13 protein-coding genes and 1 rRNA gene are annotated in these 15776 nt (G+C 59.9%); 9 read left to right on the top strand and 5 right to left on the bottom strand.

What is annotated here, in order from left to right; translation table 11 throughout:
• The first annotated feature begins 2 nt into the window (after positions 1–2).
• The 5 genes from rrf (at position 3) to K7R21_RS11345 (ending at position 6398) form a co-directional block, all read left to right on the top strand.
• Positions 3–119, top strand: a 5S ribosomal RNA gene (gene rrf / locus K7R21_RS11365).
• Between the two features lie 327 nt (positions 120–446).
• Positions 447–2138 (top strand): methyl-accepting chemotaxis protein, encoded by a 1692-nt coding sequence (locus tag K7R21_RS11360; RefSeq protein ID WP_224983385.1) that lies wholly within the window; start codon positions 447–449, stop codon positions 2136–2138.
• Between the two features lie 227 nt (positions 2139–2365).
• Positions 2366–4015 (top strand): DUF3943 domain-containing protein, encoded by a 1650-nt coding sequence (locus tag K7R21_RS11355; protein ID WP_224983384.1) that lies wholly within the window; start codon positions 2366–2368, stop codon positions 4013–4015.
• A 40-nt stretch (positions 4016–4055) separates the two neighbouring features.
• Positions 4056–4862 carry a M48 family metallopeptidase gene (locus tag K7R21_RS11350; RefSeq protein WP_224983383.1) on the top strand — a complete coding sequence of 269 codons (807 nt, stop codon included), beginning with the start codon at positions 4056–4058 and terminating at the stop codon, positions 4860–4862.
• Positions 4863–4943: 81 nt separating this feature from the next.
• A complete protein-coding gene (locus tag K7R21_RS11345) occupies positions 4944–6398 on the top strand; it encodes an aminoacyl-histidine dipeptidase (protein ID WP_224983382.1) in 1455 nt (484 codons plus the stop codon).
• A gap of 5 nt (positions 6399–6403) precedes the next feature.
• Here the strand turns inward: K7R21_RS11345 and K7R21_RS11340 are convergent, their stop codons facing one another.
• Entirely contained in the window at positions 6404–6646 is a 243-nt protein-coding gene (locus K7R21_RS11340; protein WP_224983381.1) for a hypothetical protein, read from the bottom strand.
• A gap of 123 nt (positions 6647–6769) precedes the next feature.
• Positions 6770–8443 (bottom strand): B12-binding domain-containing radical SAM protein, encoded by a 1674-nt coding sequence (locus tag K7R21_RS11335; protein WP_224983380.1) that lies wholly within the window; start codon positions 8441–8443, stop codon positions 6770–6772.
• Between the two features lie 158 nt (positions 8444–8601).
• On the opposite strand from K7R21_RS11335, the gene K7R21_RS11330 reads away from it, so the two are divergent.
• Entirely contained in the window at positions 8602–9927 is a 1326-nt protein-coding gene (locus K7R21_RS11330; RefSeq protein WP_224983379.1) for a radical SAM protein, read from the top strand.
• 112 nt (positions 9928–10039) lie between these two features.
• On the opposite strand, the gene K7R21_RS11325 is transcribed toward K7R21_RS11330, so the two are convergent.
• Genes K7R21_RS11325 through proC form a run of 3 tightly spaced genes read right to left on the bottom strand, consistent with a single transcriptional unit; the run spans position 10040 to position 11621 of the window.
• A complete protein-coding gene (locus K7R21_RS11325) occupies positions 10040–10543 on the bottom strand; it encodes a thioredoxin fold domain-containing protein (RefSeq protein ID WP_224983378.1) in 504 nt (167 codons plus the stop codon).
• 2 nt (positions 10544–10545) lie between these two features.
• Positions 10546–10821: an acylphosphatase gene (locus tag K7R21_RS11320; protein WP_224983377.1), complete on the bottom strand. Its 276-nt coding sequence runs from the start codon at positions 10819–10821 to the stop codon at positions 10546–10548.
• Positions 10818–11621 carry a pyrroline-5-carboxylate reductase gene (proC, locus tag K7R21_RS11315; protein ID WP_224983376.1) on the bottom strand — a complete coding sequence of 268 codons (804 nt, stop codon included), beginning with the start codon at positions 11619–11621 and terminating at the stop codon, positions 10818–10820. The genes K7R21_RS11320 and proC overlap by 4 nt, the downstream gene beginning before the upstream one ends.
• A 158-nt stretch (positions 11622–11779) precedes the next feature.
• Between proC and K7R21_RS11310 the strand changes: the two genes are divergently transcribed.
• The 3 genes from K7R21_RS11310 (at position 11780) to K7R21_RS11300 (ending at position 15756) form a co-directional block, all read left to right on the top strand.
• On the top strand, positions 11780–12955 hold the full coding sequence (locus K7R21_RS11310) for an MFS transporter (protein WP_224983375.1): 1176 nt from the start codon (positions 11780–11782) through the stop codon (positions 12953–12955).
• An 875-nt stretch (positions 12956–13830) separates the two neighbouring features.
• Positions 13831–15045: a hypothetical protein gene (locus K7R21_RS11305; RefSeq protein ID WP_224983374.1), complete on the top strand. Its 1215-nt coding sequence runs from the start codon at positions 13831–13833 to the stop codon at positions 15043–15045.
• A gap of 15 nt (positions 15046–15060) precedes the next feature.
• On the top strand, positions 15061–15756 hold the full coding sequence (locus tag K7R21_RS11300; RefSeq protein ID WP_224983373.1) for a cytochrome c3 family protein: 696 nt from the start codon (positions 15061–15063) through the stop codon (positions 15754–15756).
• Positions 15757–15776 lie beyond the last annotated feature (20 nt).

The following is a 15776-nucleotide window of genomic DNA, read 5'->3' as shown; positions in this document are numbered from 1 at the left end:
TTCTCTGTGGCTATGCCGAGAGGGTCACACCCGTTCCCATCCCGAACACGGAAGTTAAGCCTCTCAGGGCCGATGGTACTGCACTGGTAACGGTGTGGGAGAGTAGGTCGCCGCAGGGAATTTAATTGAAAAAGCCCCGTCTGATTCCAGACGGGGCTTTTTTGCGTTTGCAGCCCTGGCGTGTCATCGATGCGATCCGTCGATTCTCACTGTGGCAGCGTCCTCACCCCTGCCCCTCTCCCTCCCTCTGGCCGTGGCCCTTCGGTAGGCAAACCCGGGGGAAGAGTCGAATGGCCCTCTTTATCTGTACAGTCCCCATCGCTTACAGTCACACTCGCTGCTGTTATCTCTTAGAGTCACATCAGTTTGGGGGGCATGCCTATTGGATTGACAGTAATGTACTTTTTATGTAGTAATTGGCATATTTGAATTAGATTGGGGCAGCTATGTTTTTCAGAAAATATCTCTCTTCACTGCGCAGCACATACATATTCATGGTCTGCTTCGGCCTGCTCATGGGTGTGATCTTCCCGTTTTATTCCTGGCTTTTCTTCGGAGCCAAGGCCTTTGCCCCCCTGTATGCGCTCGGCTGTCTGGCTGCCGGATTCATCGTCGGCACGTTTTGCTACCAAATCATCAAGGAAGCGCTTCGGCTTTACGTGGAACAGCAACTGAAGATTCTGGGACGGATCACCGGTGAAACTGCCACTGTGTCGGTATCCGGCTCAGGCGATGAGCTGCAGCAACTGATGGAGTGCAACGAGGCCTTGATGAACCGGGTCCTGGTGATGGTGGAAAACGTGTCCAAACTCGCAGCGGACATCTCCAACCGGCACGGGCGCCTTACCGCAGACTTCACCCAGACCGTACACAACCACGAAAAACAGGCAGCCAGGGAGCAGGAAACGATCGGGGCGGTTGACGACATGAACGCCTTCTTCCGGGACCTGCTCAAGGAGATCGAGGACATCGCCGTGCGTACCGACGAGCGTGCGTCCATCTCAACCGAGATGAGTGCCGCCACCGACGCCATCGCCCTCAGCATCCAGGACTATTCCGCCTCGGTCATGGAGACCTCTGCTTCCATCGAAGAAATGGCTGTGAGCATCAAGGGGACGGCTTCCAATATCGAAGCCCTTACCACCTCGACGGAACAAACCTACCACTCCATTCTCACTATCGGTAACTCCATCGGTGAAATCCGCGACAATTCCCGGCGCACCTCCGACTGCTCCGACAGGGTACGTGTCGAAGCGGTTGAAGGGATGGACGCGATGGCAGCCACCATAGCGGCCATGACCGCGATTGAAGAGCACAGCGACCGCTCCGTCGATGCCATCAATCGGCTGTCGCAGCATTCGCTGCGGGTCGGCGAGTTCCTCGACGTCATCAAGGAGGTGGTCGCCCAGACCAACCTCTTATCCCTCAACGCCTCCATCATCGCCGCACAGGCTGGAGAGCGAGGCAAGGCCTTTGCGGTGGTCGCCGAGGAAGTCCGCGCCCTCGCCAAGAGAACATCCGCTTCCACGGAAGAGATCGAGGAACTGGTCGCCAACATACAGAAGGAAACGGCTGCTGCCGAGACTGCTGCCCGGCTGGGCAAGGATATGGTTGCCGAAGGGGTAACCGTGTCCGAGAAGGCGGACGAGGCGCTGCACAGGATAGAAGAGAGTGCCGCAGAGGCATCGCGCATGGTGCAGCAGATCGCCGCTGCTACGGACGAGCAGGCCTCGGGCAGCAAGCTGATCACCGAAGAAGCCGAGAAGAACCTGACCCGGGTCAAGCAGTTCAGTCGCGCCATCCAGGAAGAGGAAACGGGAGCCCAACTGATCGTCCGCAGCCTGGAGCGCATGCGCGCCCTGTCGGCAAAGATAACAAGCTCCACCGAGGAGCAGGTCCGCGGCAACCGCCTCTACATGCAGAGCGTGCAGGATGACAACGACAAGGTGAAGGCTCTGAAGGAAACCTGCATGGAGCAGATAGCCATCGGCGACGTGCTGCGCAACGACGTGGCCGAGGTCGATCGCCTGATCCAGGGTACCGCCCAGGAGGCCAAGAAGATGCTCGGCGAGATAGAAACCATCAACCAACTCATCGTCGCCGTGCACAGGGAGATGGAATCCTTCCGAAAGCTGTAAAGCTACATTCTCGCAGCCAATTTAAGCCCCGCCGGTTACTCTGGTCGGGGCTTTTTTTTATGCGCTGAACCTGGCACATCGCCACAAAAGAAGCGACCTTGACAATGAATAGTGGGTAGTTAGATTATAGCTTGTTAATTTTATCGACGTTTTGCACTCACCTGCTGTAGGGCTGGCCCCCCTGAACCCGGGGCCGGACCGCTGGTCTCTAAGTCATGGGAGGCGCAATGAGACGCTTGCCGGCATCTGCTTCTGTCGTGCTGGTCGCAGTTGTGACCGTATTTCTGGTTATGGCAGTGCCGGGACGACTGTTGGCCATGACCGGACCCGATGTCGACCCTCGCGTCGGTGCGAGCACAGCAACCACGGAGCCTCCCGGTCAACAGTTGGGCAGGCTGATCACGCTGGACGGCGCCTCCCTTTACAGTTGGAAAAATCTGCGCAGCCGCTCCGGCTATTATGTCGCCCAGGCCGACACTATGCCCCAGCTTTACACGGCGGCCGCACCACAGCGGAATCTTAACTGGGAGACGGGAGAGGGTAAGAGCTACCTGGTCCCCGCGTTGGAAATCCCGGCTTTCATCGTCCTGCTCAACGCTCTCGACAGGGTTGCCTTTCATGATAAGGAGACCGAGGAGGGGAAGAGGACTTACGCCACCAACCCCTCGACGTTCTGGCACCAATTGAGTCACCAGGACTGGACCTTCGACCAGGATACTTTCAAGGTCAACCAGTTTGGCCATCCCTACGAAGGGGCCACCATGTATGGGCTGTCCCGGTCGGCCGGGCTGAACTTCTGGCAATCGCTGGCGTACAGCAACGTGGGAAGTTTCCTGTGGGAAATGGCGGGCGAGAATTCTCGCCCCTCCACCAACGACCTGATCACGACGGGCAATGCCGGAGCCTTGCTGGGAGAGGCGCTGTTTCGGATGGCGGACCTCGTTTTGGAAGACGGCGGCACCAATCCTCCGTTGGGGCACCGGTTGGCCGCCGCTGCTATTTCTCCGCCGACCGCGGTCAATCGCCTGCTGTTCGGCAAGCGGTTCGACACCGTTTTCCCGAACCATAGCCCGGCAACGTTGTGGCTGTGCCGGGGCGGATTCAGCATCGACGTTCACTCGAAAAACCTGAGCACTCCGGTCAAGGAGCCCAGCCAGGACGGTATCGGCATCGTGGAGTTTTCCATGGCCTACGGGCTCCCTGGAAAACCTGGCTACAGCTACAACCGCCCCCTGGACTACTTCAACTTCGAGGTCTCGACCAGGGCCCGGCAGCATAACCTGGTGGACACCCTCACCATCAGGGGACTGTTGAAAGGGAAAACCTACGAGTTGGGTCGGGACTATCGCGGCATCTGGGGGCTTTACGGGAGCTACGATTACATATCTCCCTACCTGTTCAGGGTCTCCAGCACCGCCCTTTCCCTGGGGACCACGGGACAGTACTGGATCGGCCCCGGCGTGGCGGCCCAGGGATCGCTGCTCGGCGGGGTGGGGTTCGGCGCCACGGGGCTCGAATCCGAGGTGGCCGAGGAGCGGGGGTATCACTACGGGATGACGCCGCAGGTACTGTTGGCGACGAACTTCCTCTTTGGTGATAGGGCAATGGTGGACTTTACCGGGCGCTGGTACTATGTGACCAGCTTGGGACCTGATCATGACGGTTCTGAAAGTGTCTTCAGGGGGCACGCGGGGCTGACTTTAAGAGTACACGGCAACCACGCCATAGGAGTCCAATATTCCGAGTCGATACGGAACACGAACTATGTTACTATTCCCACCAAGTATCGGTCTGAAGGCACTATAAGTCTCGTCTACACCTATGTCAGTGACAGGGCATTTGGTGCAGTGGAGTGGCGAGACCCCGCCGAACGTTAATTCCTGCGATGATATAACCAACTTCCTTGGAGGCGACCTCATGAAGTGCCTGAAACGGCTGTTCCTGCCTGTCCTGCTGACTCTTTCCCTCATCTCCGGCTGCGCCGTGAACAAGTCATCCGTGGGCGGGTTCAACCTGGTCTCGGTTGCCGAGGAAAAGGACCTGGGCGACAAGTTCGCGGTGGAGGTAGAGAAACAGCACCCGGTGGTAAGGGACCCCGAGGTGCAGGCCTACATCGATGGTGTGGGGAGAAGGCTCCTGACCGGGGTGCGCAAGCAGGATTTCCCCTTCACCTTCCAGGTGGTGAAGGATGACAGTGTCAATGCCTTTGCCATCCCCGGCGGGCACACCTACGTCAACACCGGTCTGATCAAGGCGGCGGCCAGCGAGACGGAACTGGCGGCGGTCATGGCGCACGAGATGAACCACGTGGTGGCCCGGCACGGCACCCGGCAGATGACGCAGCAGTACGGCTACAACCTGATCACCACGTTGCTGCTCGGAGGGCAGGGGGGAGCGCTTTCCCAGATGGCGGCCGAGCTCTTCGGCAAGGCCGGCGGCATGTACTACAGCCGCGAAATGGAAAGCCAGGCCGATTACCTCGGCATCGAGACCATGTACAAGGCCGGCTACAACCCGCAGGGAATGGTCAGCTTTTTCAAGAAGCTAGACGCTGCCGAGGAGCGACAACCGGGCACGATCGCCAAGTATTTCTCGTCCCACCCGGAGACGGTGGACCGGATCACGGCCATCCAACAGGAGATTGCCACGCAGCCGGCCAAGAACTGGCTCCCGGATTCGACGCCGGAGTTCGCGCGGGTGAAGGCGAAGGTGCAGAAACTGTAGCCGAGCCACTTGGAGGAGCGTAGCCGCAGGTAGTTTGACTCCTGCACCAATTGCAGGGGAAATCTTTAATCGGGAGCCGACATGACTGACGCTATACGTGGCCTGGAACCTCAGATCTTTTGGAACTGCTTCGCTGCCATTGCGGCGATTCCCAGACCCTCGGGGCACGAGGAACGGATCGGGAACTACATCCTGGAACGTGCCGGGCAACTGGGACTGGAGCGGGCCAAGGACGACAGCGGCAACATCGTGGTGAAGCTCCCGGCCACGCCGGGGAAGGAGCGGGTGGCGAGCATCTGCCTGCAGTCTCACCTGGACATGGTCTGCGAGAAGAACGCGGACAAAGTGCACGACTTTCTCAACGACCCGATCGAGTTGCTGCGCCAGGGGGAGGTGGTGACTGCCAACGGAACTACCCTTGGCGCCGATAACGGCATCGGCGTGGCAACCGCGCTGGCGATCATGGAGGACCAGACGGTGGAGCACGGTCCGCTGGAATTGCTGTTCACGGTGGAGGAGGAGACCGGGCTCGCCGGGGCCAAGAACCTGAGCCCCTCGCTGGTGTCGAGCCGGTCGCTCTTGAACCTCGACTCGGAGGAAGAGGGCGCCCTCTACATCGGCTGTGCCGGCGGCAAGGACACAGTGGGGAGATGGCAGCTGCTGCGGCAACCGACGCCTGCCGGCTGGGTCGCGCTGCGGCTCACGGTGAAGGGCCTCAAGGGGGGGCACTCCGGCCTGGAGATCGACAAGGGGCTCGGTAACGCCATCAAGCTGCAGAACCGGGCGCTCATGCGCTTGGCCGGTCTCGGGGCGAGAGTCGCTGCCATCAACGGTGGCAACATGAGAAATGCCATTCCCAGGGAATGCGCCGCGGTGCTCTGCCTCGCCCCAGAGCAGGTGGCACAGGCACACGCGGTAGTGGCGGACCTGGGGGCGACCTTTGCCGCCGAGCTGGCGACGGTCGATCCCGGCGTGCACCTGGTCCTCGAGCCGAGTGAAGCGGGGCCGGCAACGGTGCTGGACCCGCAACTGCAGCGGCAGGTGTTGCAGACCATCGCATCGCTCCCCAGTGGGGTGCAGCGGATGAGCGCTGACATTGCCGGGCTGGTAGAGACTTCCACCAACGTGTCGGTGATCACCACGGAGCAGGACAAACTGGTGCTGATCACCAGCCAGCGCAGTTCCAGCGCGTCGCGCTTGACCGAGGTGGTCGAGACGGTGCAGTGCATCCTGGAACTGGGCGGCGCGGTGGTAGAGACGAGCGAAGGATACCCGGGGTGGCAGCCCAACGTTGATTCGCCCCTGCTGAAGCTGGCGCAAAGGTGCTACCGGAACCTGTACCAGAAGGACCCGGAGGTGAAGGCGATTCACGCTGGACTTGAGTGCGGCATCATCGGCGAGCGGATTCCCGGCATGGACATGGTCTCGTTCGGACCCAACATGGAAAAGGTGCACTCTCCCGACGAAAGGGTCTACATCGAGAGCGTGGCCAGGTACTGGAAGTTTGTGCTGGAGATCCTGAAAAGCGCGCAGTAGAGGCGCTACTGCTGCAGGTCGCAGAAGAAACGGACCACCAGGGGGACGATGGCATTGGTCCCGCAGATGGTCACCCGCTGAGTCATCTCCTTGCAGCTCTGTCCAACGCGGCACTGCAGGGAGATGTCGTGCAGACCGGCACAGCACCGGAACACCCGGGGCGTGTCGCCATCCTTGTTCTCCCCTTGGTAGATCCCGTCCACCGAAACGCTTCCCCTGCGCTGGCAGCAAACCGTGAAGTATTCCATGGTCTCTCCGCTGCGGCTTTATTTGATGAGAATAAATTAAGCGTCAAGTATTGCCTGCAGTACCGGGAGTGCAAGGGGAGTGAAAGCGGTGACGCGGGGGAGGGATGGGCGGAGGGTGGGGGGCTACAGGACCTGCACCTGGAGTCCCGCGCCGGCCGCGGAGCGGTAGATGAAGGTGATGGTGGCGGGCTCTTCGCTCCAGGGGGTGCAGCGGTAGTCCCTGGCGAAGGTGCGGCGGTAATAGCGGACCCGCTCGCCCGGCTTCGACTCGAGGCGCAGGGGCGCACCCGCTTCCGGTTCAGGTCCACGGGTGAAGAAGCTGGGCAGGTTGCCGCTGGGGTAGCCGGTCAGGCATAGGTCGAAGCAGAGGGCATCGCGCAGGCGCTGCAGGACCTGGTCGTCGCTCCCCTCGGCAGCGTAGCGCCAGAGCGCCTCGAAAAGGGAGGCGAGGGAAAGGTTGCCGGCGAAGAGCCCGGCGGAGTCGAAGAACTGTGCTGCCTGGTTGAAAAACTGCGACAGCGGTTGCCCGGCAGCGAACACCTGCAGCGTCGTTGCGAACCTGCCGCTGTTGTAAACCAGGTCGAGCAGGCGGCTGATCCCCTCGATGCGGCGGATCTCCTCGAAGCTGAGCCACGGGGTGCGCAGGATCTTGTACGGCGCCGCCTCCGCGTAGGCGTACCCCTCTTTGCGGGCAATACCCCGCATCGCCGTCCCCTTTAGCACCTTGAGCGGCTCGACCTGGATGTGGTCCGCCTCGAGCGCGAAGAGCCCCTGCACCGAAGCCAGAAATCCCGGCAGGGATTCGCCGGGGAGCCCCGCCACCAGGTCCAGGTGCACCGTGACAGCCGTCGCGGACTTGAGCCGCGCCACGTTGGCATAGAGCTTTTCCAGGCTGGATTTGCGCTCCACCTTGGCCAGCGTCTCCTCCCCTCCCGACTGAACGCCGATCTCGAAACGGAACATCCCCGCCGGTACCTGCGCCAGCAGGGCCAGGTTTTCCTCGGTCAAAAGCTCCGCCGCTATTTCGAAATGAAACTTGCTGCCCCGGTTATGCTCCAGCACGAAGCGCCAGATCTCGTTGGCACGCCGCGCATCGAAGTTGAAGGTGCGGTCGGCCAGCTTCACGGTCTGCACCCCGGCCTCCATGAGCAGCGTGAGATCCGCCTTGATCCGCTGCATGGAAAAGGAACGCACGCCGTTCTCGATGGAGGACATGCAGAAGGCACAGGAGAAGGGACAGCCGCGCGAGGTCTCGTAGTACACCAGCGGCTTCTTCAGGTCGACCAGTCCCGCCGCGAACGGGGAGGGAATGGTATCCAGGTCGGCAAGCGGCCCGCGCTCGGGGTTGGCGATGACCTCCTCACCCTCGCGGTAGGTGATGCCGGCGATCTCTTCCAGCGCGTCCCCCCGGCTCAATGCTGCCAGCAGTTCGCGGCAGCTCTCTTCCCCCTCGCCGCGCACGATGCAGTCGATGGCGGCGTTGCGCACCATCATGTCGAAGGAGCCGAAGGAGACCTCCGGGCCGCCAAGGACGATGAAAGTTTCCGGGGCCAACTGTTTCAGATCCGAGGCCAGCTTGAGTGTTAGTTCCGTATTCCAGATGTAGCAGGAGAACATGACCACGTCGGCCCGCTCCGCGTAGAGCTTGGCCAGCAACTGGTCGGGGAGTTCGTTGATGGTAAGTTCCAGGATGTTCCACTCCAGTTCAGGCAGGGTGGCACAGGCCGAGGCTAGATAGGGGAGAGCCAGCGAGGCATGAACGTACTTGGCGTGCAGGGTGGTGAGCAGGATCTTCATGGGCGGGGATTGTAGCCCATTAGCGGAGGTGTTGCCAGAAAAATGGTGCCGTGCACGCAGCGGCGCCGGGAGCGGGACGCGGATGCATCCCTTGCCCGCGCCACCGTTTTTTGCTACTGTAAGCGGCTGCCGCAACAAAAAACAAAACCAGGATAGACATGAAAACCAAGAAACTGCCGAAACTGCTCTACGCCGACAGCCAGGGCAACATCTACGACCACCCCTACCTCACCATGGCTGGGATGAGCGCCGACGAGGCGGTGTTGCCGGAGTCGGTCGAGCTGATCCCGCTGCCGGATGACAGCCGCCTGTTCACCATACCCGACACGCCTCCCATCGCGTGGGACGAGGAGCAGGGGAGCTTCGTGACCCTGAGCCAGGTGAGGGAGGGACGGCGCAACATGAAGATCCAGGCCGTTTCGGCCTTCATGGCTCCTGGATACATGCGCACCCTGCTGCCGGCCTGCGACTACAGCAAGAAGAAGGTGCATCTGCCGCTTTGGTCCTACACCGCGGTCGGGTGGGACGAGGAGCAGGAGTGCTTCGTGGTTGCCGCCACCCGCGTCGACGACAACGAGAACTGGCTCCCCAAGAACTACGATGACAGGAAGCTCGACCCGCTGGTGCGCAAGATGCTGGCCGAGTTTCCCAAGAACCGGCTCATCGAGCAGCTGTCGCGCTGCGCCGTCGACTACCACTGCTTCGCCGCCAAAAACCTCTTCTTCCGCAGGTGGGAGGCCCCCATTCCGACCTCGCCGGTGTGCAACTCGCGCTGCCTGGGATGCATCAGCCTGCAGCCCTCGGACTGCTGCCCGTCCAACCATGAGCGCATCCCGTTCGTGCCCACCCCCGAGGAGATCGTGGAGCTCATGCTGCCGCACCTGTTGCAGGCGCCGGAGCCGATCGTCTCCTACGGGCAGGGGTGCGAGGGGGATCCCATCATGCAGGCCGACACCATCGCCGAGGCGACCAAAAGGCTCAAGGCCGGGACCTCGCGCGGCACGGTCAACTTCAACTCCAACGGTTCAATGCCGGACCGGGTGCGCATGCTGTGCGACGCCGGCATGGACTCGATGCGCTTCTCCATGAACTCGGTGCAGGAAGGGTTCTACAACAACTACTACCGACCCAAGGGTTACCGCTTCGCCGACGTGGTCGAATCGGTCCAGGCTGCCAAGCAGAAGGGTCTGTTTACCATGATCAACTACCTGGTTTCGCCGGGGGTGACCGACAGCCCGTCCGAGGTCGAGGCGCTGTTGAAGTTCATCGAAAAGACCGGCGTGGACATGCTGCAGATGCGCAACCTCTCCATAGATCCCGCCTTCTACAACGAAAGGATGGGGGTGCAAGAGCGTGGCATCGGCATGTACAAGCTGTTGCAGGAGGTGAAGAAGGCTTTTCCGAAGATCCAGTATGGCTACTTTAACCGCACCAAGGAGCGCTTCTTTCCGGACGGGTTCGAGAAGGGGTGGCCGATCCGATGATAGACCATTGATAACGGGCAACTGTCATCAGTGAAATATTTGTTCCATTGCACGAAGAGCCGCCATTGTACAATGGTGGCTCTTGTTTTTTTCAATCGTTCCGGTGCATCGGCTATTTCAGCAGCGGCTCCAGCTTCTTCAGATCGAAACCTCGCACGACGCTGCCGTAGATGATGAAGATGGGGGTTGCATTCTGCCCCTGCTCCTTGGCGATCTGCTCGTGCGCCTGCTGCAGCGCAATACCCTCCGGCGTCACTTCGGACTGCTTCCACTTGTCCAGCTTGCCCGTCGCCACATCGAGGTAGGCCTTCTCCTTGTCCTTGGCAGAGAGAATGTACTGCACCTTTCCCTTGGAAGCGGGATGGATCTTCAATGGGATGAAGAAGATGTAACGGGTGACATCGCTGCGTTTTTGGAAGTAGGCCTCGGCCTTTTTGCAGAAGGGGCAATCCGGGTCGGTGAACTCTATCACGGTGATCCTGCCGTTGCCGACTTTGACCGCCTTGCCGAGGTCCAGGTCCTTGGCGGATACCAGCGTGGCGAGAACGAGCACAAGGAGGGAGGCGGCGGCCCAAAGGGCCAGGCGCTTCCACGGTCCACCGCTTGCTTTACACATCACTACCCCCTTACCTGGAAACCGGTGAACTCACCGGTGTGTTGGTCCCGCTTTTCGATCAGTTCGTCCACCCGGGCCAGCTCCGGCCCCCTACGGCACCACTGCACCATGGCGAGCACGTCCGCCTCCTCGCCCTCGAAACAGGCCTCGACGGATCCGTCGGAGAGGTTGCGGACCCAGCCGCTCACCCCGAGCTGCTGAGCAGTGCGGGCGGTGTGGTGCCGGAAGGCCACTCCCTGCACCCTGCCGCGCACGATCAGGCTCGCCCTTATCTTCATTTCTCCCCCAGTTCCTTGGAACGGGCCACGCAGACGTCGACGGCGTTGATGGTGGCGGCGCGGAACCCGTCGCGATCGAGCGAGTGCATGGCGGCGATGGTGGTCCCACCCGGTGAAGCGACGTTGCTCTTCAGGACCGCCGGGTGCTCGTGGCTCTCCAGGAGCAACTTCGCGGTGCCGTAGACGGTCTGTGCGGCCAGGGCGGTGGCGACGTCGCGGGTGAGGCCGTGTTTGACACCGGCGTCGCTCAGCGCCTCGATGAAGGTGAGCACGTAGGCCGGGCCGCTGCCGGAAACGCCGGTGACGGCGTCGAGCAGTTTCTCGTCCACGACGCAGGTGGTGCCGACCAGGTCGAAGATCCTGCGGGTGAGCACCAGGTCGTCCTCGGTGGCGTTGTAGCCGCGGGAGATGGCCGATGCGCCCTGGAGCACCAGAGCGGGAGTGTTGGGCATCACCCGGACCACGCGCGCCCCGGAGCCGAGCATCCCCTCGATGGCGGCGCTTTTGACCCCTGCCATGATGGAGATGAAGAGCTTTTCGGTGAGACCCGTGCCGAGGGCGCCGAGCACCTGCGGGGCGACCTGGGGCTTGACGGCCAGGACGATGGTGTCGCTCATCCGGCACAGTTCCACGTTGTCGGCGAGGACCCGCACACCGTAGCGTTCCACGAGCAGGTTGCGCCGCGCTTCGGACGGCTCGGACACGGCAAGTTCCGCCGCCGGCACGCCCCCGGCCAGAAGCCCCTTGATGATCGCCTCCGCCATGTTGCCGCCGCCGATGAACCCTATGTTCCTGTCCATGTCTTTGCCTCCCTTTACCTGTGATTTGGTTCAAAGATAGGTAATAAATCCGGCTCCAAATGTCAATAGAATTGATGTGCTTTAATTATTACTGTTCCGGCTGGAGCACGGGTTGTTACTGCCTGGTAATGGGTTAGACTGAACGCCGGAGGTGCAACGTGTTCAAAGGCATAACCGGTAATGTCTTCATACTGGGTCTGGTCAGCTTCTTCACTGACGTCTCCAGCGAGATGATCTACCCGTTGCTGCCCCTGTTTCTCACCGGCCTGCTCGGGGCTGGTCCTGCCTTTCTCGGCGCCATTGAGGGCGTTGCCGAATCAACCGCCTCCCTGTTAAAGCTTCTTTCCGGCATCATGTCGGACCGGGTGCGCCGCAGGAAGCGCCTGGTACTTATGGGCTACTCCGTCTCGGCGCTGATGCGTCCCCTGGTGGGGAGCGCCACCTCGCCCATGGCGGTGCTGCTGATCCGCACTGGCGACCGGGTCGGCAAAGGCATCCGCACCTCGCCCCGTGACGCGCTCATCGCCGACTCGGTGGACCCGTCGCTGCGCGGCAAGGCCTACGGCTTTCACCGCTCCATGGACCACGCCGGCGCCCTGGTGGGGCCGCTTTTGGCCACCTTCCTGCTCGCCTACGTGGTCAAGGACCTGCGGCAGTTGTTCTGGCTGGCGGGGATCCCGGGCCTCATTGCCGTGCTCCTCATCGTGTGGAAGGTGAGCGAGACCGAGCACGCGCCGCAGCCAAAGACGGGGCTGCAACTGGCCAAGCTACCGGCGGGGGGGCTGAGAAGGTACCTGCTGGTCCTGTTCCTGTTCACCCTGGGCAACTCTTCGGATGCCTTCTTGCTGCTCAAGGCCGGAGCCGTCGGTACGCCCTCCTACCGGCTGCCGCTTCTGTGGGCCTTTTTTCACCTGGTTAAGATGCTCTCCTCTATGCCGTTTGGCGCGCTCTCGGACCGCGTCGGCAGACGCTCGGTGATCGTGGCCGGCTGGTGCGTCTATTCCCTTTCCTATCTCGGTTTCGGGGTCGCCCGCAGCGAGTGGCAGATCTGGCTCCTCTTTGCCGTGTACGGCCTGTTCTTCGGCCTTACCGAAGGGGTCGAGAAGGCGTTTCTGGCAGACATGGCGCAGCCTGCGCAACGCGGTGCCGCCTTTGGCTGGTATAACTTCGCCGTCGGTGTGGGTGCCCTGCCGGCGAGCCTCCTCTTCGGTCTCATCTGGCACAGTTTCGGTTCCATGGCCCCCTTTATTTACGGTGCTTTCCTCGCCGCCGTCGCGGCGCTCCTGCTGCTTGTCCTGGTCAAAACTCCTCCTGCCTGCGTCGAACGCGGCTGATCTTCACGCCACCGTTCCCGTTCCATCGCGTCCGCCACGCGCCACCTTTTTCGCTCTTCCCCGGTCTGCCCCAAAAACGTCCGCTGTGACAATTGAATGTGATTCTCTCTCAGTAACAATCCTAGTTCTCACATCATCCCGTCTGATCCTTTTCCACTCTCTATAAGAAAATCTACTGCTGCTTTCGATTCTTCCTAAAGTTGCCACGGTGGCTGCCGAGAAGGATTCCTGTGTCACAGAAAGAACGCTGATACAAAAAGCTGAGTCAATATACCGGACTGGTAGCACCATTGCAGTCATGATTTTGTCACTTGAACACTCGTAATACAGACGCAATGTCTGTAAGTAAAGCAGCCACAAGCGAAATTGTATCGTGGCCCAAAGGTTGCAAAACCGAGCCGAACGAGGGCGCAGCCGAGGCACAAGAACTGTCATAGACTTCAAGTTTTAAATTATTGGTAGTGTTTAATTTTTCGCTGTCTGGTTGAAGAAAAATTTATGATAAGCACAAATATAATGAGCATGAACTTGCGCAATCAAATTTCTGTTGTAACTTTGACATTAGTGCAAGTTATGCCAATGTCTTGATTATTAATTTCTATTTAAAGTTTGTTAATGTGACGGTGGCCGCTGTGCTGCTCTCACCACACAGACCCGACCCAAAGTTTTTCCTGATCATATAAACAGTATCAACTAAGTCTGAAAATACAGAACACAGAATGTAGCTGCCGTCCTTTGTCGCAACTCGACCAACGCGGCGGTGTGTCCTGCGCACGTAAGCATTAAAACATCATGAGGAGGTGTACGGCTTTTCCACAAAACGGGGCAAAAACAGAGTTGGAGATGCAATAACGAATGGAAAGGAGGTTGAATTAATGGGGATCAAACAGGTTCCACTAGTACTTCTGTGTATCTCCCTGCTCCCGGCTACCGCCGGTTGGGCTGCGGAAATACACGGCAGAAGTTCCACCCAGTTCCAATCATTCAACAACGAACTGTTGAGTGACAGTCGTCAAATTGAGCTGGCCGAATATCTGCGGCTGTCGATCACCAACATCGACAAGGATGGAAAGTTCTCGATCCATGGCTACGGCAGGGGGTCACAGGATTTCACCAACGGTGAAGGGCTGACCGGCAGGCTCTACTACCTCTATGGTGACTACCGCGGGCTGTTCGACAAGATCGATTTCAAGATCGGGCGTCAGTTCGTCAATCTGGCTGCTGGCAACGCCATCATCGATGGTGCGCAGGTAGACCTGAAAAACGTGGGGCCGGTGGCTTTCACAGTGATGGGCGGTCACGACGTGGTGTACAGCCTGAACGGCGAGTCTGGGGACGCCGGCAACACGGTGTTCGGCCTGAGCGCGTACCTGACCGGCTTCAGGACCACGGACGCCGAGTTGAGCTGGTTCCGCAAGTTTGACGGCGGTGACGTTACCAGGGACATCGTCGGCGGTTCCTTCAAGCAGTACCTGCTGAACAACCTGAAAGTGTACGGCAACGCGAAATACGACACCACCGCCGAAGCTTTCAACGAGGTGCTGGGCGGGCTGAAGTACTTCCCCAGATCCGACCTTATCTTCACGGGTGAGTACTACAAGAGTTATGCGACCTTTGACACCACCTCCATTTACTCCGTCTTTGCGGTGAACGATTACCAGGAGGCTGTGTTCAGGGCTGACTACATCATGGGGGACAAGCTTTCGCTCAACCTCGGTTACAACAGGCAATGGTATGGCGATGACGGCCACGCCAACGTCTACGAAGCGGGCGCCAGCATCCGCCCCATCGAGCCCCTCAAGGTGAATGTCGAGTATGCCAACCGCAACGGCTATTACGGCAACACTAACGGCTTCATCATCGATGCCAATTACGACCTCAACAAGGTCTCCCAGGTAGCCGGTGGCTTCACCTACGACGTCTACCAGCGCGACTCGCTCACCGGCGAGGAGACGGCCCGCAGATACTGGTTGGGCGGCAAGTATAAGGTCGCGGGCAACATGGCGGTCTCCGGCCGCATCCAGGACGATGTCAACGCGCGTTACGACAACAACGTCTCGGGCCGGTTGACGTTCGATATCGATTTCTAGAAAGGGGGTGCTACTGTGAGGAAATTGTTGTTTGTTTGCATGCTGTGCTTGATGTCAGCCTTGTATGCCCAACAGGCGTTGGCCGAGAAACAGCAGCACAAGGAATACGCGGAGATGAAAGTCTCCGAGTGCAACGACTGCCATAAAGGCGAAGGCGTTGCACCCAACCACGATGGCGATTGGGTGCGCAACCATCGCAACCTGGCCAGCAGGGGCAACAATAACTGCGGCCAGTGCCACACCCAGTCGTACTGCCTGGACTGCCACCAGGGCGGTGGCATCAATGCCGATCTGACCAAATCTACCTTCGGTCGTGACTACGTGCCCAAAAGCCACAGAAGCGACTTCGTGAACCTGCATCCGCTGAAGGCACAGGACAACCCGCAAAGCTGCCTGCGCTGCCATGACCAGAAGTACTGCAACTCCTGCCATGCGCGCTTCCCCAAAGGGAGCATGAGGATCAAGTCGCACCTGATGCTCGGCCCCAACAACCAGCAGTACGCGCCGGCCTTGGGTGAGCATGCCATTGAGGCGCGTCGCAACCTGCAGTCCTGTCAGACCTGTCATCCGGAAGGCGACGTCTGCATCCAGTGCCACTCTGGCGGCAAGACCAATCCGCACCCCCGCAACTGGAAAGGCATCAGCTCTAACTTCAGAGACAAGGCCGGCAATAAGGTGTGTTTGAAATGCCACCTGCCGGGAACTTTTTAATCGCGTGTAACCAATCAACG

It is taken from the genome of Geomonas agri (assembly GCF_020179605.1).
Classification (GTDB): domain Bacteria; phylum Desulfobacterota; class Desulfuromonadia; order Geobacterales; family Geobacteraceae; genus Geomonas; species Geomonas agri.
The sequence above is the reverse complement of the archived record's forward strand: the minus strand, read 5'-3'. Positions and strand labels throughout refer to the sequence as shown.

What these genes read in the sequence shown, in the direction of transcription:
- K7R21_RS11360 (WP_224983385.1), top strand. Translation starts at nt 447, where the DNA reads ATGTTTTTCAGAAAATATCTCTCTTCACTGCGCAGCACATACATATTC.
- K7R21_RS11355 (WP_224983384.1), top strand. Translation starts at nt 2,366, where the DNA reads ATGAGACGCTTGCCGGCATCTGCTTCTGTCGTGCTGGTCGCAGTTGTG.
- K7R21_RS11350 (WP_224983383.1), top strand. Translation starts at nt 4,056, where the DNA reads ATGAAGTGCCTGAAACGGCTGTTCCTGCCTGTCCTGCTGACTCTTTCC.
- K7R21_RS11345 (WP_224983382.1), top strand. Translation starts at nt 4,944, where the DNA reads ATGACTGACGCTATACGTGGCCTGGAACCTCAGATCTTTTGGAACTGC.
- K7R21_RS11340 (WP_224983381.1), bottom strand. Translation starts at nt 6,646, where the DNA reads ATGGAATACTTCACGGTTTGCTGCCAGCGCAGGGGAAGCGTTTCGGTG.
- K7R21_RS11335 (WP_224983380.1), bottom strand. Translation starts at nt 8,443, where the DNA reads ATGAAGATCCTGCTCACCACCCTGCACGCCAAGTACGTTCATGCCTCG.
- K7R21_RS11330 (WP_224983379.1), top strand. Translation starts at nt 8,602, where the DNA reads ATGAAAACCAAGAAACTGCCGAAACTGCTCTACGCCGACAGCCAGGGC.
- K7R21_RS11325 (WP_224983378.1), bottom strand. Translation starts at nt 10,543, where the DNA reads ATGTGTAAAGCAAGCGGTGGACCGTGGAAGCGCCTGGCCCTTTGGGCC.
- K7R21_RS11320 (WP_224983377.1), bottom strand. Translation starts at nt 10,821, where the DNA reads ATGAAGATAAGGGCGAGCCTGATCGTGCGCGGCAGGGTGCAGGGAGTG.
- proC (WP_224983376.1), bottom strand. Translation starts at nt 11,621, where the DNA reads ATGGACAGGAACATAGGGTTCATCGGCGGCGGCAACATGGCGGAGGCG.
- K7R21_RS11305 (WP_224983374.1), top strand. Translation starts at nt 13,831, where the DNA reads ATGGGGATCAAACAGGTTCCACTAGTACTTCTGTGTATCTCCCTGCTC.